General features: G+C 70.7%; 22 protein-coding genes. 18 read left to right on the top strand and 4 right to left on the bottom strand.

Annotated elements, in window-relative coordinates; all coding sequences use genetic code 11:
* Positions 1-121 precede the first annotated feature (121 nt).
* The 11 genes from FHU35_RS16265 to FHU35_RS16215 all read left to right on the top strand — a co-directional run bounded on the left by FHU35_RS16265 (position 122) and on the right by FHU35_RS16215 (position 10061).
* Positions 122-958, top strand: a complete 837-nt coding sequence (locus FHU35_RS16265) for a LytR/AlgR family response regulator transcription factor (RefSeq protein ID WP_145740523.1) — start codon at positions 122-124, stop codon at positions 956-958.
* 10 nt (positions 959-968) lie between these two features.
* On the top strand, positions 969-1373 hold the full coding sequence (locus tag FHU35_RS16260) for a DUF485 domain-containing protein (RefSeq protein ID WP_145740521.1): 405 nt from the start codon (positions 969-971) through the stop codon (positions 1371-1373).
* Positions 1374-1482: 109 nt separating this feature from the next.
* On the top strand, positions 1483-3222 hold the full coding sequence (locus FHU35_RS16255; RefSeq protein ID WP_145740519.1) for a sodium/solute symporter: 1740 nt from the start codon (positions 1483-1485) through the stop codon (positions 3220-3222).
* Positions 3223-3573: 351 nt separating this feature from the next.
* Entirely contained in the window at positions 3574-3888 is a 315-nt protein-coding gene (locus tag FHU35_RS16250; protein ID WP_132626942.1) for a DUF485 domain-containing protein, read from the top strand.
* Between the two features lie 14 nt (positions 3889-3902).
* A complete protein-coding gene (locus tag FHU35_RS16245) occupies positions 3903-5519 on the top strand; it encodes a solute symporter family protein (RefSeq protein WP_145741429.1) in 1617 nt (538 codons plus the stop codon).
* Between the two features lie 181 nt (positions 5520-5700).
* Positions 5701-6057 (top strand): rhodanese-like domain-containing protein, encoded by a 357-nt coding sequence (locus FHU35_RS16240; RefSeq protein WP_425474144.1) that lies wholly within the window; start codon positions 5701-5703, stop codon positions 6055-6057.
* On the top strand, positions 6054-6965 hold the full coding sequence (locus tag FHU35_RS16235; protein WP_246110353.1) for a DUF4328 domain-containing protein: 912 nt from the start codon (positions 6054-6056) through the stop codon (positions 6963-6965). Before FHU35_RS16240 ends, FHU35_RS16235 begins: the two co-directional genes overlap by 4 nt.
* A gap of 51 nt (positions 6966-7016) precedes the next feature.
* Positions 7017-7802 (top strand): glycerophosphodiester phosphodiesterase, encoded by a 786-nt coding sequence (locus FHU35_RS16230; protein WP_145740516.1) that lies wholly within the window; start codon positions 7017-7019, stop codon positions 7800-7802.
* Between the two features lie 24 nt (positions 7803-7826).
* The gene (locus FHU35_RS16225; RefSeq protein ID WP_145740514.1) at positions 7827-8780 is read left to right on the top strand and encodes a DUF5926 family protein; all 954 of its coding nucleotides are present in this window, start codon (positions 7827-7829) and stop codon (positions 8778-8780) included.
* Positions 8781-8949: 169 nt separating this feature from the next.
* Entirely contained in the window at positions 8950-9528 is a 579-nt protein-coding gene (locus FHU35_RS16220; RefSeq protein ID WP_425474143.1) for a SigE family RNA polymerase sigma factor, read from the top strand.
* Positions 9528-10061 carry a hypothetical protein gene (locus tag FHU35_RS16215; protein ID WP_145740510.1) on the top strand — a complete coding sequence of 178 codons (534 nt, stop codon included), beginning with the start codon at positions 9528-9530 and terminating at the stop codon, positions 10059-10061. Before FHU35_RS16220 ends, FHU35_RS16215 begins: the two co-directional genes overlap by 1 nt.
* Positions 10062-10114: 53 nt before the next feature.
* On the opposite strand, the gene FHU35_RS16210 is transcribed toward FHU35_RS16215, so the two are convergent.
* From FHU35_RS16210 to FHU35_RS16200, 3 genes are all read right to left on the bottom strand, one after another.
* Complete coding sequence (locus FHU35_RS16210; protein WP_145740508.1) at positions 10115-10675, bottom strand: ferritin; 561 nt, start codon at positions 10673-10675, stop codon at positions 10115-10117.
* A 272-nt stretch (positions 10676-10947) separates the two neighbouring features.
* Positions 10948-12168 (bottom strand): arginine deiminase, encoded by a 1221-nt coding sequence (locus FHU35_RS16205; protein WP_145740506.1) that lies wholly within the window; start codon positions 12166-12168, stop codon positions 10948-10950.
* Positions 12169-12287: 119 nt separating this feature from the next.
* The gene (locus FHU35_RS16200; protein WP_145740504.1) at positions 12288-13097 is read right to left on the bottom strand and encodes a CPBP family intramembrane glutamic endopeptidase; all 810 of its coding nucleotides are present in this window, start codon (positions 13095-13097) and stop codon (positions 12288-12290) included.
* Between the two features lie 136 nt (positions 13098-13233).
* On the opposite strand from FHU35_RS16200, the gene FHU35_RS16195 reads away from it, so the two are divergent.
* Positions 13234-13611 carry a hypothetical protein gene (locus FHU35_RS16195; protein ID WP_145740502.1) on the top strand — a complete coding sequence of 126 codons (378 nt, stop codon included), beginning with the start codon at positions 13234-13236 and terminating at the stop codon, positions 13609-13611.
* 282 nt (positions 13612-13893) lie between these two features.
* Here the strand turns inward: FHU35_RS16195 and FHU35_RS16190 are convergent, their stop codons facing one another.
* Entirely contained in the window at positions 13894-14676 is a 783-nt protein-coding gene (locus FHU35_RS16190; protein ID WP_145740499.1) for a DUF2470 domain-containing protein, read from the bottom strand.
* A gap of 332 nt (positions 14677-15008) precedes the next feature.
* On the opposite strand from FHU35_RS16190, the gene FHU35_RS16185 reads away from it, so the two are divergent.
* The 6 genes from FHU35_RS16185 to cydD all read left to right on the top strand — a co-directional run bounded on the left by FHU35_RS16185 (position 15009) and on the right by cydD (position 23719).
* Positions 15009-15890 (top strand): hypothetical protein, encoded by an 882-nt coding sequence (locus FHU35_RS16185; protein WP_186459457.1) that lies wholly within the window; start codon positions 15009-15011, stop codon positions 15888-15890.
* Positions 15887-17092 carry a fumarylacetoacetate hydrolase family protein gene (locus FHU35_RS16180; RefSeq protein ID WP_145740496.1) on the top strand — a complete coding sequence of 402 codons (1206 nt, stop codon included), beginning with the start codon at positions 15887-15889 and terminating at the stop codon, positions 17090-17092. Before FHU35_RS16185 ends, FHU35_RS16180 begins: the two co-directional genes overlap by 4 nt.
* Before the next feature lie 4 nt (positions 17093-17096).
* Positions 17097-17783 (top strand): IclR family transcriptional regulator, encoded by a 687-nt coding sequence (locus FHU35_RS16175; RefSeq protein WP_145740494.1) that lies wholly within the window; start codon positions 17097-17099, stop codon positions 17781-17783.
* Positions 17784-17954: 171 nt separating this feature from the next.
* The gene (locus FHU35_RS16170) at positions 17955-19466 is read left to right on the top strand and encodes a cytochrome ubiquinol oxidase subunit I (RefSeq protein WP_145740492.1); all 1512 of its coding nucleotides are present in this window, start codon (positions 17955-17957) and stop codon (positions 19464-19466) included.
* A 9-nt stretch (positions 19467-19475) separates the two neighbouring features.
* Positions 19476-20498 carry a cytochrome d ubiquinol oxidase subunit II gene (cydB, locus tag FHU35_RS16165; RefSeq protein ID WP_145740490.1) on the top strand — a complete coding sequence of 341 codons (1023 nt, stop codon included), beginning with the start codon at positions 19476-19478 and terminating at the stop codon, positions 20496-20498.
* Positions 20495-23719, top strand: coding sequence for a thiol reductant ABC exporter subunit CydD (gene cydD / locus FHU35_RS16160; protein WP_246110352.1), 3225 nt, complete (start codon positions 20495-20497; stop codon positions 23717-23719). Before cydB ends, cydD begins: the two co-directional genes overlap by 4 nt.
* The last annotated feature ends 28 nt before the right edge of the window (positions 23720-23747 follow it).

Here is a 23747-nt window from a genome sequence, read left to right as displayed (position 1 = left end):
CTCGTTCTGCGCTAACAACTAGGGTCCGCAAGCACGTTTCGCACACCGGCGCGGGAGGCGTCGAGCGCAGGAGCCGGGACATGGACAGTGCGCCGGAGGCGCGGCACGATATGGCGTTGCATTGAGTACACGAGAGAACCCCGCCGGGCTCGTCGTCCTTGCCGTCGACGACGAGCGGGCCGGGCTTGACGAGATGAAATTCCTGCTCGGCAGCAACCCTCGCGTCGGGCGGGTGCTGACCGCGTTCGACGCCGCCGAGGCGTTGCGCCTGCTGCGCAGCGACGACCCGGAGCTGATCGCCGGTCGCGAGGAGAACGAGTCCATCGTGGACGCCGTGTTCGCGGACGTGTCGATGCCCGGCCTGTCGGGAATGGAACTCGCTCGCGTGCTCACCGCGTTCCGCATTCCGCCCGCACTGGTGTTCATCACCGGGCACGAGGAGAACGCGCTGGAGGCGTTCGAGGTCGGCGCGCTGGACTACATCATGAAGCCGGCGAACGCCGACCGCGTCGACCGCGCGCTGCGCACCATCGAGAAGAACAAGGAGCAGTCCGGCAAGAGCGGGACCCCCCAGCCCCTGGAGGCCGCCGTGCCGGACGACGACGAGGTCATCCCCGTCGAACTCGCCGGCACCACGCGGATGATCCCGCGCAAGGAAGTCCGCTGGGTCGAGGCGCAGGGCGACTACGCGCGGCTGCACACCACGGAAGGTTCGCACCTGGTGCGGATCCCGCTGGCGCAGCTGGAAGAGCGCTGGGGAGAGGCCGGTTTCCTGCGCATCCACCGATCGTTCCTGGTCTCGCTCGCGCTGGTCAGCGAACTGCGGATGTCCTCGTCCGGCTACTCGGTGGTGCTCGGCGGCGGACCGCCCAAGGAGCTCCCCGTGTCCCGGCGCCACACCAGGGAGCTCAAGGACCGCTTGGTGAAGGCGCCGCGCGACAGCTGGGGACAGCCGTGAGCCGCGCCGGATGAGCCCGGAGAACTTCGACGTCCGAGCCCGGCTGGGGGACTACTCGCCCCGGCCGAGGCGCAAGCGCGTCGTGCTCGCCGACCGGCGCGGGCCGCACGTCCCGCGAGTCCGCGTCGAGGTCGAGGAGCGCACCGGCGCGCTGGAAGGCCTGGTCCGGGACCTCGTCGAGAAGCAGTTGCGGGCCGCGCTCCGGCTGTCCGGGATCGTCGCGGTCGTGCTGTTCGGCCTGCCGCTGATGTTCTGGCTGGTGCCCTCCACCGGTGATGCCGAGGTCCTGGGGATCCGGCTGCCGTGGTTGCTGCTCGGAGTGCTGGCGTACCCGTTCCTGGTGGTCGTCGGGCTGATGTACACCAGGAGGGCCGAGCGCAACGAGGACGACTTCCTCGGAATGCTCGAGGAGTAGCGGCGAGTTCGTCGTGCGCACGGCGGAATTCAGGTGAGCTGCTTCGGGTTCGTCGACCGCTCTGCGTAAAGTGGTCGCGACTCTTCGAAAAGCCGGGTGGCTGGGTGAGATGTTGTCGAATCTGTGGTCCTTGGGCGGCGTGCTGCTAATCGTCGTCGCGACGCTGGGCATCGGGCTGTGGAGCTCGCGCTCGGCCGGGACCACCGATTTCTCCGCCGCCCGCAAGCCCGTCCGGGAAGAGCGCAACGCCGCCGCCATCTCCGGCGAGTACCTCTCGGCCGCCTCGTTCCTGGGCGTTGCCGGGCTGGTGATGAAGGACGGCGTCGATGCGCTCTGGTACCCGATCGGCTTCGCGGCGGGCTACCTGGCGCTGATGCTGTTCGTCGTGGCGCCCATGCGCCGGTCCGGCGCCTACACGATGCCGGACTTCGTCGAGGCGCGGCTGAACTCGTTGAGCCTGCGCTCGATGACCACGGTGGTCGTCGTGGTCATCGGCTGGCTGTACCTCGTCCCGCAGTTGCAGGCGGCCGGGATGGCGCTGTCGGCGATCGTCGGTTTCCAGTACCAGGCCGGGATCCTCGTGGTCGCGCTGATCGTGCACATCAGCGTGGTCGGCGGGGTGCTGCGCGCGGTGACGCTGGTGCAGGCGTTCCAGTACTGGGTGAAGCTCTTCGCGATCACCTTGCCCGCGTTCGCGCTGCTGATGGTGTTCCTGGTCAGCGAGCAGCGGCAGGCTCTGGACGACCCGCACGCGCCGTTCTTCCAGGAGGACACCGCGGTCCGCGTCGAGACCGACGTGACGCTGGAGGTCGGCGAACCGGTCTGGATGACCTCCGCGGAGGGCTCGGGGGCGCCGGGTGCGGTGTACCTGCAGCCGGGGCAGCACCCGGTGCGGGCGGGCAGCGAGCTGCGCTTCCCGGCCGGAGCCGCGGTTCCGGTGGTGACCGGCTCGGCTGCGGACAACGAGAGCTGGCTGCGACCGCAGCAGGACGGGCTCCCCGGAGTGCTGGAGACCTACTCCGTGCTCATCGCGACCTTCCTGGGCACGATGGGCCTGCCGCACGTCCTGGCGCGCTTCTACGCCAACCCCTCCGGCACCGGAGCGCGCCGGACCGCGCTCTACGTTCTGGGACTGCTGGGCGCGTTCTACCTGTTCCCCACGATCTTCGGGCTGCTGTCGCGGCTCTACGTGCCGCAACTGCTGGTCACCGGCCGGACCGATGCCGCGGTGCTGCTGCTGCCGCACGCGATGCTGGGCAACTGGGTCGGCGGAGTGCTGGCCGCGATCACCGCGGCGGGTGCGTTCGCCGCGTTCTTGTCCACCTCTTCCGGCCTGGTGATGAGCCTCGCCGGGGTGCTGTCGTCGCGAGACGTGCTGTGGGGCAGGACGATGCGGTTCGGCTCGGCGGCGGTGCTCTCGTGCGCGGTCCCGGTGGTGCTGGCCCTGGCGGTGGACGACCACGACATCGCGCGCAGCGTCGGGCTGGCCTTCGCGATGGCGGCGTCGACGTTCTGCCCGGTCCTGGTGCTGGGCATCTGGTGGCGCGGGCTGACCGCCGCCGGCGCCGCGTGGGGCATGCTGACCGGCGGATCGCTGGTGCTGATCTCGGCTCTGAGCTCGTACTTCGCCGATGGTGGCTGGTGGTCGCAGCTCGCCCAGCAGCCGGCGCTGGTCACGGTGCCGCTGGCGTTCGCGGTGACCTACCTGGTCAGCCTGGCCACCCGGTCCCGCGTGCCGAGCGGTGTCTCGCGGCTGATGCTGCGGCTGCACGCTCCGGACCGGTTGGGCTTCGTGGACAGCAGGCCGACCGCCGAATCGGGGCCACGTCAGGGCCGCCACGAGCGCTGAGGATTCCGGGATCAATTCCTCCGCTGCGGATTCCGCGCGTCCGAACGTGTCATTGCCTCGGCAATCAGTTACTTTCTGTCGATAAAATTCGACAATAGGAAGACGATCAATACTCCGTTGGAATGAAAACCTTCCCATTCGCCGCAATTCACTGCCGCATGTTGAGCAGTCAACCTTCACTCGATCGTTAGCACCCGTACTCCCAACGGGCCTACCCACCGGAGCGTCGGATTCCGTAGCGTTCCGGCGTTGTGTGATTCAGGCTCACGCTTGGCGATTACGCGAGGCTGGGCCTTTCTTTGTGGAAGGAGAGCCGTGAGCGCCACGGACCAAAACGGGTCCGGGTCCGGTATTGACGCCGAAACCTGGGCCGCTGCGCAAAGCAGCCCCGAATTCGCCCAACTGCGCAAAAGACTGCGCAACTTCGTATTTCCCGTATCGGCGTTATTCCTGGTCTGGTACCTGGTGTACGTGCTGCTCGCCGACTACGCGCACGGCTTCATGAGCATCAAGCTGGTCGGCAACATCAACGTCGGACTGGTTCTCGGCCTGCTGCAGTTCGTGTCCACCTTCGCGATCACGACCTGGTACGTCCGCTACGCCAACAAGAACCTGGACCCGGTTGCCGAGAAGATCCGGGAAGACGTTGAGGGAGGCGGCAAGTGAGCACGTTCCAAGCGATGACCGCCACCCAGCCGCTCGCGCAGGACGCGCCCGCCGGTGGCAACTCGTTGCTGAACATCGGCATCTTCGCGATCTTCGTCGCGGTCACGATGGTGATCGTGTTCCGCGCGAGCCGGAACACCAAGACCGCGTCGGACTACTACGCCGCCGGGCACGCCTTCAGCGGGCCGCAGAACGGCATCGCGATCTCCGGTGACTACCTGTCCGCGGCGTCGTTCCTCGGCATCGCGGGAGCCATCGCGGTCAACGGGTACGACGGCTTCCTCTACTCCATCGGCTTCCTGGTCGCGTGGCTCGTCGCGCTGCTGCTGGTCGCCGAGCTGCTGCGCAACACCGGCCGCTACACGATGGGCGACGTGCTCAGCTTCCGGATGCGCGAGCGTCCGGTGCGCACGGCGGCCTCGCTGTCCACGCTGGTGGTGAGCTTCTTCTACCTGCTGGCCCAGATGGCCGGTGCGGGTGGGCTCATCGCGCTGCTGCTGGGCATCACCGACAAGGGCGGACAGGCCATCGTGATCGCCGTGGTCGGCGCGCTGATGATCCTCTACGTCCTGGTCGGCGGCATGCGCGGCACGACCTGGGTGCAGATCATCAAGGCGGCCCTGCTGATCGCCGGCGCCTTCGTGATGACGCTGTGGGTCCTGGGCATCTACGGGTTCAACCTCTCCGGCCTGCTCGGCCACGCGGCCGAGGTCGCAGGGGACAAGGTGCTCAACCCGGGCGCCCAGTACGGCAAGACGGAGACGAGCAAGCTCGACTTCATCTCGCTGGGCATCGCCCTGGTGCTCGGCACCGCGGGCCTGCCGCACGTGCTGATGCGCTTCTACACCGTGCCGACCGCCAAGGAAGCGCGTCGTTCGGTGGTCTGGGCGATCTGGCTGATCGGCCTGTTCTACCTGTTCACCCTGGTCCTCGGTTACGGCGCCGGTGCGCTGGTGGGCCCGGACGCGATCAAGGACGCCCCCGGCGGCGTGAACTCGGCGGCTCCGCTGCTGGCCTCCTACCTGGGCGGCCCGCTGCTGCTGGGCTTCATCTCCGCGGTCGCCTTCGCGACGATCCTCGCGGTGGTGGCCGGTCTGACGATCACGGCCTCGGCCTCGTTCGCGCACGACATCTACGCGAACGTGATCAAGAAGGGGCAGGTCGACGACAAGCAGCAGGAGGTCCGCGTCGCGCGGATCACCGCGGTGGTCATCGGCATCGTGTCGATCCTCGGCGGTATCGCGGCCAACGGGCAGAACGTGGCCTTCCTGGTCGCGCTGGCCTTCGCCGTCGCCGCGTCGGCGAACCTGCCGACCCTGCTGTACTCGCTTTTCTGGAAGCGGTTCAACACCACGGGCGCGCTGTTCAGCATCTACGGTGGTCTGGCGATCACCATCGTGCTGATCGTCTTCTCGCCCGCGGTCTCCGGTGGTGAGGAAGCGATGTTCCCGTCGATGGACTTCGCGCTGTTCCCTCTGAAGAACCCGGGTCTGGTGTCGATCCCGCTGTCCTTCCTGCTCGGCTACCTCGGAACGATCCTGAGCAAGGACGAGAACGGCGGCAAGAAGTACGCGGAGATGGAGGTCCGCTCCCTCACGGGTGCGGGCTCGGAGAAGGCGGTCCAGCACTGACCTGATCCACCCATCCCGAGGGGCCCCGGACCAACACCAGGTCCGGGGCCCTTCCCATCGCACCAGGTCCCAGTTTTAGTCCAAACCGAGCCATGATCATGTCCGAATTGTCGGCTCAGTTATGACTAAAACTGGGCGCACCCTCACGTCGGGAACACGTGCGACGTGGCAGCATCGGGGTGTGACTACTCCACCCCCTGGACAGGTCCCCCGCGTTCAGCCGGAAGAACTGCCCGAGAACCTGTCGTCGAACAGCGTGCTGCTGGACGTCCGCGAGGACGACGAGTGGCAGGCCGGGCACGCCCCCGAAGCCGTGCACATCCCGATGAGCAAGATCATCGACCGCCTCGACGACATCCCCGAGGCGGATCAGGTCTACGTGGTGTGCCGGTCCGGCGGCCGCTCCGCGAAGGTCACCGCCTACCTCAACGCCAACGGCTGGGACGCCGTCAACGTCGAGCGGGGCATGCACGGCTGGTCGAGCATCGGCCGACCGATGGTGTCCGGTGATTCCGACGGCGAGCCGTACGTGCTGTGACCGATCAGCCCCAGCCCGACCGGACGGAGTGGATCGCCACTCCGCCCGGCGGTCCGCGCCGCGCCCGGCAGGCCCGCCGGCCGCGGCCCTACACCGGCCCGCCCTCGTATCCGGCGCCTCCGCGCTGGGGCTTCCCGCTGCTGGCCTGGCGCTGGCCGCTGGCGCTGCCCACGCACGGCCCCGTCGACCACGCCGAACGAGCGGGCGCGACCGGCGGCACCGCCATCGCGGCGCTGTGGGTGACCGCCGGAGTCGGCGCGCTGGCGACCGTCGCCGAGGTGTGGCGCTACGTCCTGCTGCTGCTCAGCAGGGGTGATGCGCTCTCGCGCACGGTGCTGGCGATCTCGGACGCCCTGGTGGGCACCACCGGGCTGATCCTGGTGCTGATGGGCGTGCTGACCGGAGTGCTCGTGGTGCTCTGGGGCCTGCGGGCGCGGCTCGCGGCGACCGAGCGGATCGGTGTCCGCAGCGCCCGGCCGGACTGGCAGGTCGTGGCAGGCGTCCTGGTCCCCGGGCTGAACCTGCTGATCCCCGGGTCGGCGGTCGCCGAGCTCGAGCACTCCCTGCTGGTCGCCGAGGGCGACCGGGAGAAGGGCGCGCGACCGTCGCCGAGCCTCCTGGTCCGGTTCTGGTGGGCGCTGTGGGCGGCGACCGCGGTGGTCGGCCTGCTCACCTTCGGCTGGACGTTCCGCGACGGGGTCCAGGCGCTGGCCGACGGCGTCGTGCTGCACGCGGTCAACAACGCGCTGGTCACGGCCCTGGCGGTGGTGACCGCTCTGCTCATCGACCACTTCATGCGACTGCTGCTGCCGCCCGACCCGGCCGACCTGAGCCTGATGCGGGTGCACGCGGTCCGCGCCGCGCCGCCACCGCAGCGCGCCGCGCGTCCGGACACGGCCCGCCGCTGAAGTGGGTCACAAGTGACGGCGGTGCCCGCGTCCGGTCCGGATACTGGCGGTGTGGCGGAATTCCCTGAGGTCGTCGCGCACCGGGGCGCCTCGGCGCACCGCGCCGAGCACACCCGGTCCGCCTACGAGCTCGCGCTGGAGCAGGGCGCGGACGCCCTGGAGTGCGATGTCCGGGTCACCCAGGACGGGCACCTCGTCTGCGTCCACGACCGGCGCATCGACCGGACCTCCACCGGCCGGGGCGTGGTCAGCGCGCTGACCATCGCAGCGATGTCCGAAGTGGACTTCGGCCGTTCCGCCGCCGAGTACGGCGTGCTCACCCTCGACGAGCTGCTCGGCATGGTGCGCGCGAACCCGCGTCCGACGAGGCTGTTCGTCGAGACCAAGCACCCGGTCCGCTACGGGGGACTGGTGGAGCACAAGCTCGTCGCGCTGCTGGCGCGGCACGGCCTGGCCGCGCCGGGCGAGCAGGCGGACTCGCCGGTGTTCATGATGTCCTTCGCGTCCGCCGCGGTCCGCCGCTTCAAGGAGGCCGCGCCCCGGGTGCCGACGGTCCTGCTGTTCTCCCGCTTCACCGGGGTCCGCCGGGGCGGGGTGCTGCCGCCGTGGGCGGACCTGGCCGGACCGGACGTGCGGCTGCTGCGCGAGGACCCCGGATTCGTCGCTCGCGCTGCCGCGCTGGGCCGCGACACCTACTGCTGGACGGTCGACGAACCTGACGACATCGACCTGTGCCGACGCGCGGGCGTTCGCCACATCGCGACCAACTCGCCGGAGGCGACCCGGTTCCACCTGGCTGATCCCGATCGAGCCCGCTTCGGTAGCGTCACGGGGTAGTCACCGCCAGCGATTGGATCAGCCGTGTCGAAGCGAGCCGCGACGAAGCCAGCCCAGCCAGAAGGCGCCGTCGGTCCCCGCCAGCCCTGCCCGTGCGGTTCGGGCAAGCGCTACAAGGCCTGCCACGGCAAGGCCGGTGGCGCCGCGGACGTGATCGTGACCCGGCCGTTCGAGGGCCTGGCCGCCGAGTGCGAGCTGGTCGCGCTGCGCGAGTTCGTCCCGTCGGCGATCGCGAAGCTGCCGATGCGCGACGGCTCGGAGATCACCCTCGCGACCGTGCTGCCGATGGCCGCTGCCGCGCTGCACCGCAACGACGGTGTGCGTTTCGTGGGCCTGCAGGTGCAGACCCACTCCGGTGACATCAGCCGCGACCTGGCCCGCGCGATCGAATGGGTCCAGGAGGCCGAGACCGGGCAGTCGCTGTCGGTCGTCGGGCCGGAGACCGCCGAGACGGGCACCGTGCCGGCGCGCCTGCAGGACCTGATCGACCCGGAAGCCGCGCTGGACGTCGAGCTGCACTCGGACTTCGGCTGGTGGCTGCCCGAGGACGTGGACCCGACCGGCGAGGTCGCGCTGTCGCTGGAGCGGGCCAACGCCGCGATCATGCCCACCGACCGCCTCCGGGGCGAGCGCGTGACCTCCGCCTACTGGGTCGACGCGGGCGAGAAGGCGCACCTGCGCTGGGTCCGCCCGGAGCCGGAGGAGAAGCTGCTGGCCGCGCTGGCCCGGCTGTCGGCGCGCGGCGAGCTCGCCCTGGGCGAGGAGAGCCGCTACGCGGGCTCGTTCCGCGCGCACGGCCTGCTGGTCCCGGTCTGGGACCTCGACCGCGAGCTGCACGCCCGCGAGTGGGACGAGCCGGCCGCCGCTCTGGGCGACCGCATCGACGACGCTGTCGCCTCCCTCGACGACGAGCCCCTGACCAGTACCGAACGCCGCGCGCGGGACGGTCTCAGGGGTCGTCAGATCACCATCCGCTGACCGGGGTGCGCTGAGCCGGGGAGCCTGAGCGTTCCCCGGCGGCCCCGGTCGCGAACGGACTTCGCCCGCCACCTGCTCCGTTCGGGTGATCGCGGTTGCCCGGGGCAACGGACTGGCGGCGGGCTGCGTATCCCACCACAGTGGTACCCGGCGTCTAGGGGGTGGAGGGGTGACCGCGCACTCGCCTGCCGTGCCGGCCGCTGCCGAGGCGTCCGGAGTACCTGTTGGGCGGGCGCGCCGGGGGGACATGGCTGCGACAGAAGACGATTTCGCCGAGTTCGTCCGGGTGGCTCTGCCTGGACTGATGCGTTACGGCCACGCCCTCACCGGGAATCCGCACGACGCCGCCGACCTGGTGCAGACCGTGCTGGAGAAGGTCGGCGCGCGCTGGAGCAAGATCAGCCGCACCACCGAGGACCCCACCGCCTACGTGCGCAAGGCGATGGCGAACGCGCACATCAGCCGCTGGCGCCGCACCCGCCGCGAGACCCTGCTGGCCGAGTTCCCCGACGTGCCCGCGATCCCCCAGCAGGACCGCCTGGAGAACGAGCCGGTGTGGCAGGCGCTGCGCGATCTGCCGCCGAGGCAACGCGCGGTGGTCGTGCTGCGTTACTACGAAGGTCTTTCCGAACTGGAGATCGCCGACACCCTCGGCGTCAGCTGCGGAACGGTGAAGAGCCAGGCGAGCAAGGCGCTCACGTCCTTGCGGAAGCGGCTCGGCGATGCCCTCGAGGGAGGTGACGTGTGATGGATCTGGACCGAGAGCTGCAGCGCCTGCTGGGCGACGACCGACTGGACGTCCCGGTCCGCACCGGTGCCGAGTGGTCGCTGGTCGCCGCCGCGCGTCGCCGGCGGCAGCGCAACGGGATGCTGGCCGCCACCGTCGCGGCGATCGGATCGGTGCTGCTGGTGGGCGGGGGAGTGGCCCTCGTCAACCAGGACTCGGGGCCGCTGCCGCCGGCGCGGCCGCCCGTGGTCCAGCAGCCGGGTCCGAACGTGCCGCCGCCGCTCCCGCCGAGCGGGTCCGCACCTGCTCCGCACACCGGGCACCTCGTCCCGCCGCACTCGACTCCGGGCACACCGGGGCAGCGGACGAACCCGCACGAACCGGTGCCCTCGACGAGCGAGTCGTTCGACCCGTCGATCCTGCGCACGGCCCCGTCGCAGACGGTGGACCCGGAGACCTCGCAGCAGCAGCCCGACCCGGAGACCTCGCAGCAGCAGCCGGGTCCGTCCGAGCAGAGCCCGCCGAGCGAAATGCACATCACCCCGAGCGGCTGAGCCGCCCGGGGTGATGTCGCCTTCGAGCGGTCAGACCGCTCGGCATCGCTCGCTCAGAGAGCGCCGCCGGCCGCCTTGGGCGCGGTGGCGTCGGCACCCTCGTCGCCCACCGACTCGCGGGCGAGGAAGGTCTCGACGTCGAAGAGGTTGCCGTTGGAGCGGTCCACGACGTTGAGCAGCGTGGACATCGAGGCGACCTCCTCGACCTGCTCCTTGAGGAACCACTGCATGAACTGCTCGCCGATGTAGTTGCCCTCGTCGCGGGCGGTCTTGGCCAGCGTCTCGATCTCGCGGGTGACCTCGCGCTCCTGCTCCAGGGCGAGCGCGACCAGCTCCCGGGTCTCGGAGAAGTCGTTGCGAACCTGCTCGATCGCCGGGATGTGCGGCTTGACGCCGTTGTCCATCAGGTACTGGACGATCATCATGCCGTGGTTGCGCTCTTCCAGCGCCTGCTTGTAGAAGTGCGAGGCCAGCTGCGGCAGATCACTGTCGTCGAACCAGACCGCGACCGCGATGTACTGCTGCGAGGCGGTGAACTCGTTCTTGACCTGTCCCTGCAGCAGGTGTTCGAACTGCGATTCCTTGTGCTGAATCTTCTTCGCGGTGACAGCCATGGCATCAATATAACTTTGAATTGGTCCAGTTACATTCCAGGCAAACCTAATTATGATATGGGTAGCCTTAGTTATTCAGGCCGTGAAGATAGGTTTGCCTCAATTAATCAAGCCAAGCCATGCCTTGGCGTTTCCGCTGGTAGCGGGCCTGCTACTAGCGGAAACGCGAAAGGTTGCGGATTCGTTCTCCGCGCGCGGGCGAGACCGCGCTCGATCGGGCCGTCGCAGATCTTTCCACTTGTTCTCGGTCACACTCGACAATGTTCGCCCGATCAGGTGGCGGTGATTCCTGATTCGGCCAGCGGCGCGCGGCTGATCGGGCACGACATGCACCGCGGACCACCCCGGCCGGAACCCAGTTCCGAACCCCTGATCCGCAGCACCTCGATGCCCGCGTCCTCCAGCCGGGCGTTGGTCTCGGCGTTGCGCTCGTAGGCCACCACCGCGCCGGGCGCCAGCGCGAGCGTGTTGTTGCCGTCCTCCCACTGCTCGCGCTCGGCGGTGACGGGGTCGAGCCCGGTGTCGATGACCCGGAGCCGGTCGATGCCCATCGCCTCCGCCGCCGCGTCCAGGAAGGGCTGCGGGCCGGACACGTCGAGCTCGCCGTCCTTGGGGCGCAGCGCGTAGGCGTGCAGCGAGTGCTGGATCGCCGGGTACATCACCACCGCGTCGCGGTCGACCATCGTGCACACGGTGTCCAGGTGCATCGACGCGCGCGTCTGCTCGATCGGAACGGCCAGCACCGTGTGGGCCAGGTCGTCGGCGAACATCGAGCGGGCGAGCGATTCGGCACCGGCCGGAGTGGTGCGCTCGCCGACGCCGATCGCGACCACTCCCGGTGCCAGCAGCAGCACGTCCCCGCCCTCCACGGGCGCCGAGTGCGCGCCGTACGCGCGCGCCGCGTGCGAGAACCGCGGGTGGTAGGCGTAGATCAGGTCGGTGATCGCCGACTCCCGCCGCCGGGCGGGCATCGCCAGCGCCGCGATGGCCACCCGGTCGCCGATCCACACCGACGAGTCGCGCGTGAACAGCAGGTTCGGCAGCGGCTCGATGGCGAAGTCGTGCGGCTGGTGCATCCGGCGCACCAGCGAACCGCCGTCGGCCTCGGGCAGTTCCTCGAAGGTCATCCCGCCGATGAGCACCTCGGTCAGCGCCCGGTCGGGGACGCCCGAGAGGTGCGAGCGCAACGAGTCCGCCACGTCGGTGCCGAGCTTGAGCTCGTCGAGGCCGGCGTGCACCGCGGCGGCGCGAGCTCGGGGGTCGGCGAGCGCCTCGGTCAGCAGGTCGCGCAGGAGCAGCACCTCGGTGCCGCGCCCGCGCAGCACCTCGGCGAAGGCGTCGTGCTCCTCCTGCGCCCGATCGACCCAGGGGATCGCGTCGAACAGCAACTGGTCGGTGTTGCGCGGGGTGAGGCGCTTGAGCTCGGAACCGGGCCGGTGCAGCACCACCGAGTTCAGCGGTCCGACTTCGCTCTGGACGTGCGGTCGAGTCACAGCTCGGAGCCTAGCCCGGACGAACGTAACCGTCGCTGATCACGCTTGATTTCGATGGAACGTTAACTTTCCCTAGCGCTGAACGATCGGTTCGTTGCGTCCAGTGCGGGATTCCAAGTTCACGGGAGCCAGCCGACGTGACCGCGCAGCGCCGAGTAGCCGACGAACGCGACGACATCGATCAGCGCGTGCCCGACGATCAGCGGGACCAGCCGGTTGGTGCGCTGCCAGATCCGGCCGTAGACCAGGCCCATCACGACGTTGCCCACGAAGCCGCCGAAGCCCTGGTAGAGGTGGTAGCTGCCGCGCAGCACCGCCGCCAGCCACAGCGACCGGTTCTCGCCCCAGCCGAGCTGCCGCAACCGGGTCAGCACGTAGCCGACGACCAGGACCTCCTCGGCGAAGGCGTTGCCGAACGCCGCGAGCGCCAGAACCGGTGCCCGCCACCACGCGTCGGTCAGCGTCGACGGTTGCACGGTCAGGCTCAGGCCCAGCGCGTGCGCGAGCAGGTACAGCCCGAGGCCGGGGATCCCGATCAGCGCGGCGAGCCCGGCGCCGCGCAGCGCGTCGCCGCCCGGCCGGGTGCGGTCCAGGCCGATCCGCCACAGCGCCATCCCGCCGCGCCACAGCAGGAACGCGCCCAGCGCGCCCCAGGACACGAGCCGCAGCACGTTGACCAGCTGGGCCAGCATGTCCAGCAGCCCGAGGCCCGCCTGCGGCTGGTTGATCGCGACCTGCTGCTGGGCCAGCGGCGTCGGTTGCAGGAGCGCGTCGAGCAACGAGATCAGGCTCTGCAGCCCGGACATCCCCAGGGTCACGGCGAACACCACGATCAGCTCGATGCCGATCGCCTTGCGTTCCGCCGGATCGGTGAACTCCGCGGGCTCAGCGGGGCGTGTAGGGCTCAGCCAGGCGCGCAGGGTGCTCACCGGACGAACCGTACCCGCAACGGGCGGTGCCGCCGGAGGCCTGACGCACCTGGCGAAGAGGGGAAGCGGTTCCGGAGGGAACCGAAGGAGGTCCGCCTCCCGTCGCAGGAGTGGTCGCCGACGCCGGAGGGGTGGCGTGGACGTTTACGTGTGGGGCACGCAGGACGCGGAGCCCGTGGCAGAGACGCTGCCCGCGCTCGCGATGCGCGTGCTCCGGGAGGTCCGCGAGTTCGACTCGATCAACTGCGCGCTGGGCGCCACCGACTTCTTCGGGATCCGCAACGGCGTGCTGGTGGAGCTGCGGTTCGCGGATCCGGGAGGTCTGCAGGTCCGCTTCTCCGACGGTCTCCGCGCGGGGCAGGCGTGGTCGGTGGCGCACGCCTTCCTGTGGCTGGTGACCCGCCAGACCCAGGTCGCCGAAGCCGTCCTGCTGGGCGGCGACGACGGGTCGCTGCGCTTCCGCCACGGCCGGATCACCCGCGCCGCGACCTGGTTCTCGGACGAACTCTCCTGACCAGGTCCCAGTTTTTGGGATGATTGCAGTATCACTTTGCTTGGCGGTGCGGGTGGCGGAACCTCACACGCCGTCTGGACTCCGTGCGCCACTCCTTTTGTATGCCAATACACGGCGTCGCGGCGTACTCATCCAGACGACGTGTGAGAACCCGCGGCGGTGCGGGCTGAGTCCCACACCTGAAGCAACGACACCCACCAGGTCCCAGTTTTAGTCATAACTGAGCGGACATTTCGGACATGATCATGGCTCGGTTTGGACTAAAACTGGGAAGTGCCGAGGTCACGAGCCTTTGCGTTGTTGAGCCAGGAAGGGGCAGCCGACGAGGCGGCGGAGTTCGAAGCCGAGGCGCTCGGTGGTGTCGGCCGGGCGCGAGAAGCCGAGCCGGACGTCGTGATCGCCGTCGGAGGACTCGACGCGCAGCCGCAGGCCGTAGCGGTCCAGCCCGAGGGGGCGGATGTGCCCGCCGCGCAACTGCTCCGGCAGGTGCCGGGCGAGCAGGCCGACGACGTCGCGGTGCGAGAGCTCCAGGTGCCGGAGCCAGTCGTCCTCGAAGGTGCAGAACGGGTCCGGGGTCGCGGCCTGGAACTCGGTGGGGTCCACCGAATCCGTGCCCTCCGCGTCGGCCAGCACGATCGACGCGGACTCGAGCCGCAGCACGCGGGCGCCGTGGCCGGCGTCCAGCAGCCGCGGGTCCGGCCTGTCGTCGACGATCGACAGCACCTCGTGGTGCGCTTCCTCGGCATCGAGCAGCCGCAACCAGCCGGTGAGCCACAGCAGTCCGCGGACCGGTTCGCGGAGTCGCACCGGGGTGGGGTCGGTGACCTCGATGACGGCGGCGAGCTCCCCGCGCGGCGCGTGCCAGGTGGCCGCGATCAGCGGGTGGTCGTCCGCGAGCAGCACCGCGGCGCTGCCGTCCGAGTGCACGTGGTGCAGCAAGGGAGCCACGCGGGCCGAGACCTCGCCGGACGGCAGCAGCGCCGCTTTTCCGCCACGTTTGGCAATGCTCCTGGCTCGTTCCGCGACACTGGGCCGGGCCGGCCTGCGGATCGTCTTCTCGCCCACCTGCTCACCTCCAACTTAGGCAAGCCTAACTTAAGCTGGTGCGCGGCGAAAGCCCCCGACCCGGTGAGCGGATCACGGATTTCACGGACTTCCCGCGCGATTCAACGCCCTTACTACCAGGTGCGACGGTCGAGCGGGGAGCTGACCGGAGTAGTGAGCGGGGGCCATGCGGGTGGTGTTCGGGCCGATCCACCCGGGTGGTGGATGCTCTGACTACGCAGGGGTGCATGATGTCGGCCAAACCCGTCGTCGGGAGGCACATATGACCCGGTCAGACGTCCGTTATTCGGGCATCTTTGTTCACTGGGCGCAACGGCACTAGCGTGTCCCACGTGTCAAGCGCTGTTGAGCTTCGCGCGCCAGGTCCGCGCGGCATCCCACCCCTGTTCGCCCGACTGGTCGATGACGCCGCGCTCTTCCCGCCCGGGAACCGCGAGGAGGTGGCCACTCCGGTGCCGCAGGCGGTCGCCGAGCACCTGGACGCGCGGGCCGGTGAGTTCGCCGGTCTCTTCGGGCCGATGCTGTGCCAGGCGTCCCGGCTCGCCGAGCTGATCACCGAGCTGGCCAAGGCCAAGCCCTCCTCCCCGGTTCCGCTGTCGCTGGTCTGCGACACCGGTCTGGGCGGGGTGCCCAAGGCGCTGTCGATCATCGAGGGCCGGCAGGAGCTGCTCGCGCTGCGGATGGTCGAGATGCCCGCGCCCTCCGACGTCGACGACATCTGGCTGGAGCGCGTCTCGGAGTTCGTGCCCGAGGACATCACCCGGGTCGTCGAGCCGCGCCGCGGCGGCGAGGGATGGCTCGACGGCATCCGCCGCGTCGCCGGTCACGGCTGCTGGCCGAAGCTGCGCACCGGCGGACAGACCGCGGAAGCCGTGCCGACCGTCGACGAGGTCGCCGAGTTCCTCGCCGTCGCCGGTTCGCTGGACGTGCCGTTCAAGGCCACCACCGGCCTGCACGCGGCGGTTCGAGGCGCGGATCCGGAGACCGGGTTCACCCATCACGGTTTCCTCAACCTGCTCGTCGCGACCGCGCGGTCCCTTTCCGGGAAGGATGTGCGGGCGGCGTTGGAAAGCACCGACGGCGCCGCGCTGGCCGAGGAGGCTCGCTCGCTGTCCGACGACGCGGCCAACGCGGTGCGCGACGTCTTCGCCTCGCACGGCTCGTGCTCGCTGAAGGACCCCGTCGCCGAACTGGAAGGATTGGGGTTGCTTTGAGCTGGATCGAGGACGCGGAGTTCGCCCCGGACAAGCCGTTCGGCCCGCAGACCCTCCCGTACGGGGTGCTGGTCACGGGCAACGGCCCGGTGATCGCGGTGCGCGTCGGGCGGCACGCCCTGCCGCTGCGCGGCATCGCAGGCGAACTCGGTCCTCGGCTGGCCGACCTCGTGTCCGGCCACTCCCTCGACCCGCTCCTCGCAGCAGGCAGGGACGCCTGGCGCGAACTGCGGGAACGGCTCGTCGGCATCGTGACCGCCGACCGGGCCCCCGCCGGTGCCGAGCTGGTGCGCACCGACTGGCACACGCTGTCGATGCCGTTCACCGTCGGCGACTACGTCGACTTCTTCGCCTCCCGGCACCACGCGGAGAACGCCGGCCGCATCATGGCGCGGGGTTCGGCCCCGCTGCCGGAGAACTGGACCCACCTGCCGGTCGCCTACCACGGTCGTTCCGGCACGGTCCGGGTCTCGGGCACCGACGTCCACCGCCCCAGCGGGCAGCGCAAGGCCGCCGGTGACGCGCACCCGGCGTTCGGCCCGACCCGCAGGCTGGACTTCGAGGCCGAGGTCGGGTTCGTCTGCGGCGGTGAGGCCGCGGCGCAGATCCCCACCTCCGAGTTCGCCGATCACGTCTTCGGCGTGGCGCTGGTCAACGACTGGTCGGCGCGCGACGTCCAGAGCTGGGAGTCCAAGCCGCTCGGACCGTTCCTGGCCAAGTCCTTCGCGACCTCCATCGCGGGCTGGATCACGCCGCTGGAGGCCTTCGAGCACGCCAGGGTCCCGGTCCCGGCGCCGGAGCAGCCGCTGCAGCCCTACCTCGTGGAGGACGAGTCGTGGGGTCTCGACCTGCGGCTCGAGGTGCGCTGCAACGAGACGTCGCTGTCGCGGCCGAGGTTCGCCGACATGTACTGGTCGCCCGCTCAGCAACTGGCGCACATGACCGTGGGCGGAGCCCCGGCCCGGCCGGGAGACCTGTTCGCCTCCGGCACCGTGTCCGGGCCCGAACGCGATCAGCGCGGCTGCCTGCTGGAGCTGACCTGGGGCGGATCGGACCCGATCACCCTCTCCGACGGCGAGCAGCGGACCTTCCTCCAGGACGGCGACCGCGTGACACTGAGCGGCAGCGCACCGGGTCCCGGCGGTTCCGTCGTCGGGCTCGGCGAGGTGACCGGCACGGTGCTCGCGGCGGCTCGGAGGTGACGCGATGGCTCAACCCGATCCGGCCCACGCCGCCCCGCGCCTGCCGCACGAGGTGCCTGCGAGCACCAAGGAGAGCTCGCTGACGCTCGAGCGCGGGCTGAGCCTGCTGCAAGCGGTGGCCGACGCGGAGAGCGAAGCGCCGACGATCAGCGATCTGGCCGCCCGGATCGGGGTGAGCCGCGCGGCGGTGTACCGGCTGCTCGGGCCGTTGCAGAGCCGCGGCCTGGTGCGCCGCGAAGGATCTCGGGTCCGGTTGGGCTTGGGCGTGCTGTGGTTGGCGGGACGGGTCCTGCCGCAGCTGCGCGTCGCCTGCACGCCCGCGCTGCGCGGGCTCGCGGAGAAGGTGGGCGCGACGGCGCACCTGACGGTTGCCGACGGCAGCGAGGCCCAGGCCGTCGCGGTCGTCGAACCGTCCTGGACCAGCTATCACGTGTCGTACCGCGTGGGCACGCGTCATCCCATCCAGCGCGGCGCCGCCGGACGCGCCGTCGACCTGCCGGTCGGCGCTCCCCGGTGGATCTCCAGCAGCGGTGACCTGCAGCAGGGCGCGTTCGGCGTGGCGGCGCCGGTGCGCGGGGTCCCGGGTCTGCGCGCCAGCGTCGGAGTGGTGGCGCTGCAACCGATCGCCGCCGACGAGATCGGTCCGATGGTCGTGGAGACGGCGGAGGCCGTGGCCGAAGCGCTGCGCTGACGGTCCGCACCGGGCCGGCCACCTGATCGTTCGGATGCACCGGCCCGGACGGGCGTCCGGATCGCGCTGCGTCGACGAGGACCTTGGTCCTGCGTGAACCGGGACGCTCGACCGGGCGATTGGGGGCCCTTGCCTCTGCGCGCGCGGGCGAGCGCGCGGCAGTGTGGTGTTGTGGATCTGCTCGACATCGCGCGCTGGCAGTTCGGGATCACGACCGTCTACCACTTCCTGATGGTGCCGCTGACCATCGGACTGGCGGTCCTGGTCGCCGGGATGCAGACGGCCTGGTACCGCACCGGGAACCGCCGATACCTGAAGATGACCAAGTTCTGGGGCAAGTTGATGCTGATCAACTTCGCCATGGGGGTGGTCACCGGGATCGTGCAGGAGTTCCAGTTCGGCATGGCCTGGAGCTCCTACTCGCGCTTCGTCGGCGACGTCTTCGGCGCACCGCTGGCGATGGAGGGCCTGCTGGCGTTCTTCGTCGAGTCGACCTTCCTCGGCCTGTGGATCTTCGGCTGGGACAAGCTGTCCAAGGGCGTGCACCTGGCCTGCGCGTGGGCGTTCTCGCTGGCCACCGTGCTCTCGGCGTACTTCATCCTGGCCGCCAACTCCTGGATGCAGCACCCCGTCGGCATCCGGATGGTCGAGGGCAAGCCCGAGCTGATCTCGATCTGGGCGGTGCTGACCAACTCCACCGTTCTGGCCGCGTTCCCGCACACGATCTTCGGGTGCTTCGCCGTGGCGGGCGGGTTCCTCATCGGCATCGCGGCCTGGCAGATCGTCCGGCAGCGCAAGCAGGCCGGCAAGACCGGGGAAGCCGTCGACGAGGAGGACCGGCGGACCTGGCACGGGTCGATGCGGCTCGGTGCCTGGGTGGCCGTGTTCGCCTTCGCCGGCCTCGCGATCAGCGGCGATGTTCAGGGCAAGCTGATGTTCGACCAGCAACCCATGAAGATGGCCTCCGCCGAAGCGCTGTGCCACAGCGAAGCCCCGGCCAGCTTCTCGATCTTCGCGATCGGCGACGTCCGGAGCCCCAACTGCGAGGACGTCAAGAGCCTGACCGTGCCCTACATCCTGTCCTACCTCGCGGAGGGGGACTTCACCAGCGAGGTCGACGGGGTCAACGAGCTCCTCCCGCGCTACCAGGAGCTCTACGGCACCCACTACCCGGACGACCCGCGGCTGGGCGAGTACGCGGGCCAGCCGATCGACTACCAGCCGCTGCTCCCGGTGACCTACTGGGGATTCCGGTTCATGATCGGCTTCGGCGGGCTGGCCGCGCTCGGCGGCGTGGTGGTGCTGTGGCTGACCCGCAAGCAGCGCTTCCCGAAGGGCAAGCTGTGGGCGCCGCTGGCGCTGCTGGGCATCGGCGCCCCGTTCGCGGGCAACGTCGCGGGCTGGGTGTTCACCGAGATGGGTCGCCAGCCGTTCGTCGTCGCGCCCAACCCGAACCCCTCGGGTGTGGACGGTGTGTTCATGTACACCGCCTCCGCCGTGTCCTCCGGCGTCACGCCCGGCGAGATGCTGACCTCCGTGATCAGCCTGACAGCCCTGTACGGGGTGCTGCTGGTCGTGGAGGTGTTCCTGATGATCCGGTTCGCGCGCGGCGGTTTCGCGGCGGTGATGCCGCCGGAGAAGAAGCCGGGATCCGACGACGACGCCCTGTCCTTCGCGTACTGAGAGGCCGAGATGGATCTGCCCACCTTCTGGTTCCTCGTGATCGCCCTGCTGTGGCTGGGGTACCTGTTCCTCGAGGGCTTCGACTTCGGGGTCGGCATGCTGCTGCCGATCTTCGGATCGCGCAGGCGCGAGGGCGGCGAGACCCGCCGCCGAGTCATGATCAACACCATCGGGCCGGTCTGGGACGGCAACGAGGTGTGGCTGATCGTGGCCGGTGGCGCCACCTTCGCGGCCTTCCCCGGCTGGTACGCCTCGCTGTTCTCCACCGCCTACCTGCCGCTGCTGTTGCTGCTGCTGGTGCTCATCGGCCGAGGTGTCGCCTTCGAGTACCGCGGCAAGGTCGACACCGACCGCTGGCGCCGCACCTGGGACGCAGTGATCGTGCTGGCCTCCTGGACCGCCCCCGCGATGGTGGGACTGGTCCTGTCGGCCAACGTCTTCGGCCTGCCGCTGGACGCCAACGGCGATCGGCTCGGCGGCTGGTGGACGATCTTCAGCCTGCCCAGCGTCGTCGGTGCCCTCGCCGTGGTGACCTTCTCGATGCTGCACGGCGCGGTGTTCCTGGCGCTCAAGACCGAAGGTGAGATGCGGTCGCGCGCCCGGCGGTTCGCCCTGCGCGCGGGCGTGCCGCTGCTGCTGCCGGTGGTCGCGCTGGTGCTGCTCGCCCAGTTCCGCGCAGGCTCGGCCTGGACCTGGGTCCCGCTCGGCATCGCCCTGGTGGCCGGTCTGCTCGGGATCGCCCGTGTCGCCGCCGGGCGCGAGGGGCAGGCGTTCTTCCTGCAGGCCGTCGCGCTGACCAGCGTGGTGGTGACGCTGTTCGGCTCGCTGTGGCCGAACGTCATCCCGTCCACCGTGGACCCGGCGTTCTCGCTGTCGATCGCCGACACCGCCGCGAGCGACTACCCGCTGATGATCATGACCTGGGTCGCCGCGTTCGGCACCCCGGCCGTGATGATCTACCAGGGCTGGACCTACTGGGTCTTCCGCAAGCGCATCGGCACCAAGCACATCCCTCCGGTGCACGCGCCGTGACCGGGCCGCTCGGCGCCCTGCCCCGGTTGTCCCGGGCGACCCGGCGCGCGCTCGTCATCGCGGGGCTGCTCGCCGTCGGCAACGCCGTCGCGCTCATCGCGCAGGCCTGGGCGATCGGCAGCGCACTCGCGGACGTCGTCGTGCGCGGCGTGCCCGCCGCCGAGATCAGCGATCGCCTGGTGGTCCTGGCCGTCGCCGTGATCGCCCGCGCCGCGCTCAGCTGGGCGACCGAATCGGTGTCCGCGCGCGCAGCGGCCGGAGCGAAGGAAGAGCTGCGCGGACTGCTGCTGGACACCGCGCTCCGGCGCGGGCCCGAGTGGATCGGCAGGCGCGGGCCCGCCGAGCTGACCGCTCTCGCCACCCGCGGCCTGGACGCCCTCGACGCCTACTTCACCAAGTACCTGCCCGCGCTGGTCACGGCCGCGGTCGTCCCACCGCTGGTCGGCGCCTGGATCCTCTGGTCCGACTGGGTGTCGGCGCTGGTCGTGGTGCTGACCGTGCCGCTCATCCCGCTGTTCGCCTGGCTCGTCGGCCGCTACACCGAGAAGCGCACCGCCCGCGCCACCGACTCCGAGCACCGGCTGTCCGCGCGCCTGCTCGAACTGATCCGCGCGCTGCCGGTGCTCACGGCGTTCCGCCGCGCGCGGGCGCAGCGCGAGGTGGTGCGCCGGGTCAGCGAGGACCACCGCCGCAGCACCGTGGCCACGTTGCGGATCGCGTTCCTGTCCGCGCTGGTGCTGGAGCTGTTCTCGTCGTTGTCGGTCGCGATGGTCGCCGTCGGCATCGGCCTCCGGCTCGTGTCCGGCGACCTCGACCTGAGCACGGGGTTGCTCGTGCTGGTCCTGGCTCCGGAGTGCTACCTGCCGCTGCGCGCGGTCGGCGCCGCGCACCACGCCAGCGAGGACGGCGTGGAGGCCGTCCGGCGCGTGGACGAGCTCGTGTCCGAGCCGGACGGAACCGGGTTCGCGATCACCGGGGACCCGGACGACGACCCCGGTGTGCTGCGCGTGTCCGGACTGCGCGTCCGCCGCCGCGACGCCTTCGTGCCGGACGGGCTGAGCTTCACCGCGCGACCCGGGACCGTGGTCCGGCTCGCCTTCGGCGACATCGGCCCCAGCGGCAGCGGAAAATCGACCGCGCTGGCGGTTGTCCTGGGCTTCGTGCGCCCGGATTCCGGCACGGTGACCTGCGGTGGAGCCGATCCCGACGTGGTGGAGTGGCGGCGCCGGATCGCGTGGGTCCCGCAGCACCCGACCTTCACCGGCGGCACCGTCCACGACGAGCTGCTGGTGGCCGGCGCGGACCAGCCCGATCTGTCGGCGCACGTCGACGAGGCGCTGGCCGAGGCCAACGCCGGACACCTGCGGGACCGGCGCGTCGACGAGCTGTCCGCCGGTGAGCGGCAGCGGGTCGCCGTCGCCCGCGCGCTGCTGCGGCTGCGCGGCGAGGCGCGGTTCCTGCTGCTCGACGAACCCACCGCCCACCTGGACGCGGCGAGCGCGCAGCACGTCGACGCCGCGATCGAACGGGCCGCCGCGTCAGGCGCGACCGTCGTCCTGGCCAGCCACCGCCCGACCGGAGAAGGCGTCGAGGTCGAGACCTCGGCTCCGACCGCCGAGGTGGCGGACTCCTCGCCGGGAGAGCGTCGCGGTCGGCTGCGCGACCTGATCGGACCCCGGGTCCTGGCCGGGGCCGGACTCGGGGCGTTGTCGCTGCTGTCCGGGCTGGCGCTCACCGCGGTCTCGGCCTGGCTGATCGCGCGCGCGTCGCAACAACCGCCGATCCTGACGCTCTCCGTCGCGGTCGTCGGGGTTCGCACCTTCGCGCTCTCGCGCGCCGCCCTGCGCTACCTGGAACGGCTCGTCACCCACGACGCCGCCTTCCGCGTCGCCGGTCATCTGCGTGAACGGCTGTGGGCGGGGCTGGTCCGGCTCGGGCCCGTGCGCACCGCCGGCTTGCGACGCGGGGAGGGCGTGGCGCGTCTCGTCGACGACGTCGACAAGGTCCGCGACCTGATCCCGCGCGTCCTGCTGCCACCGCTGATCGCCTTCGCGGTGCTCGCCGCGGCCGTCGTCGTGCAGTCGCTGGTGCTGCCGGAGGCCGGGCTCGTGCTCGCCATCGCCCTGGTCGTGGCGGGCGTGGCGACCCCGGTGGTCGCGGTGATCGCCGAACGGCGAGCCAGCGACGCGGTCGCGGAAGGTCGTCGCGTGGTGTCCGCGCGGGTGCTGGCGCTCCTCGACGGTGCGGCCGAGCTGCTCGCCTTCGGGGCGCACACCAGTCGCAGGGCGGAGCTCGCGGCGGCCGACACCCGGCTGGCCGCCCGCGCTCGGCGGGCCGCGTTCGGAACCGGTGCCGCGACCGCCGTGCACACGCTGCTGATCGGTGTCGCCGTTCTCGGCAGCGCCCACCTGGCGGCGGTCGCCGTCTCCGAAGGGCGCCTGGCCCCCGAACTCGCACCGCTGCTCGGGCTCGTCCCGCTGGCCGCGGCCGAAGCCATCGCGCTGCTCCCGCCCGCCGCGCAGCAGTGGCGGTCGCTGCGCACGGCCCACGACCGGATCGCACCGCTGCTGACCGGTGACGACGACGAACCGGTGGCCGGGCAGACCGACGGCGAGATCGAACTGGTCGATGCCGACTTCTCCTGGCCCGGCGGCGAACCGGTGCTCACCGGCGTCGAGGTGACCATCCCCGCCGGATCGCACGTCGCCGTGGTGGGTCCGTCCGGAGCGGGCAAGTCGACGCTGGTCGCCCTGCTGCTCGGGTTCCTGCCACCCGCTCGCGGCCTGGCCCGGGTGCCCGAACGCGTCGCGTGGTGCCCCCAGGACCCGCAGCTGGTGACCACCACCATCCGCGAGAACCTCCGGCTCGCGGCACCTCGCGCGGACGACGCCGAACTCGCCGACGCGCTCGACGTCGCCGGGTTGCCCGGCTGGGACCTGGGCACACCGGTCGGCAGCGGCGGAACCGAGCTGTCCGGTGGCGAAGCTCAACGGCTCGCGCTGGCCCGCGCGTTGCTCGCCGACGCCGACCTGGTGCTGCTCGACGAGCCCACCGCGCACCTCGACGCCGAGACCGCCGACCCGTTGCTGGACCGGCTGCGCGCGCGCCTGCGCGACCGGACGGTCGTGCACGTGACGCACCGGCTCGACGAGACCGCCGGCGCCGACCTGGTGCTGCGCGTGGACGACGGCACCGTCACCGCCACGGCGGATGTGTCATGAACCGCAGTCGCAACTCCCTTCACCGCGT

It is taken from the genome of Saccharopolyspora dendranthemae, from assembly GCF_007829955.1.
In the GTDB taxonomy this organism is placed as follows: domain Bacteria; phylum Actinomycetota; class Actinomycetes; order Mycobacteriales; family Pseudonocardiaceae; genus Saccharopolyspora; species Saccharopolyspora dendranthemae.
This window is presented reverse-complemented; position numbering and strand designations above follow the sequence as displayed.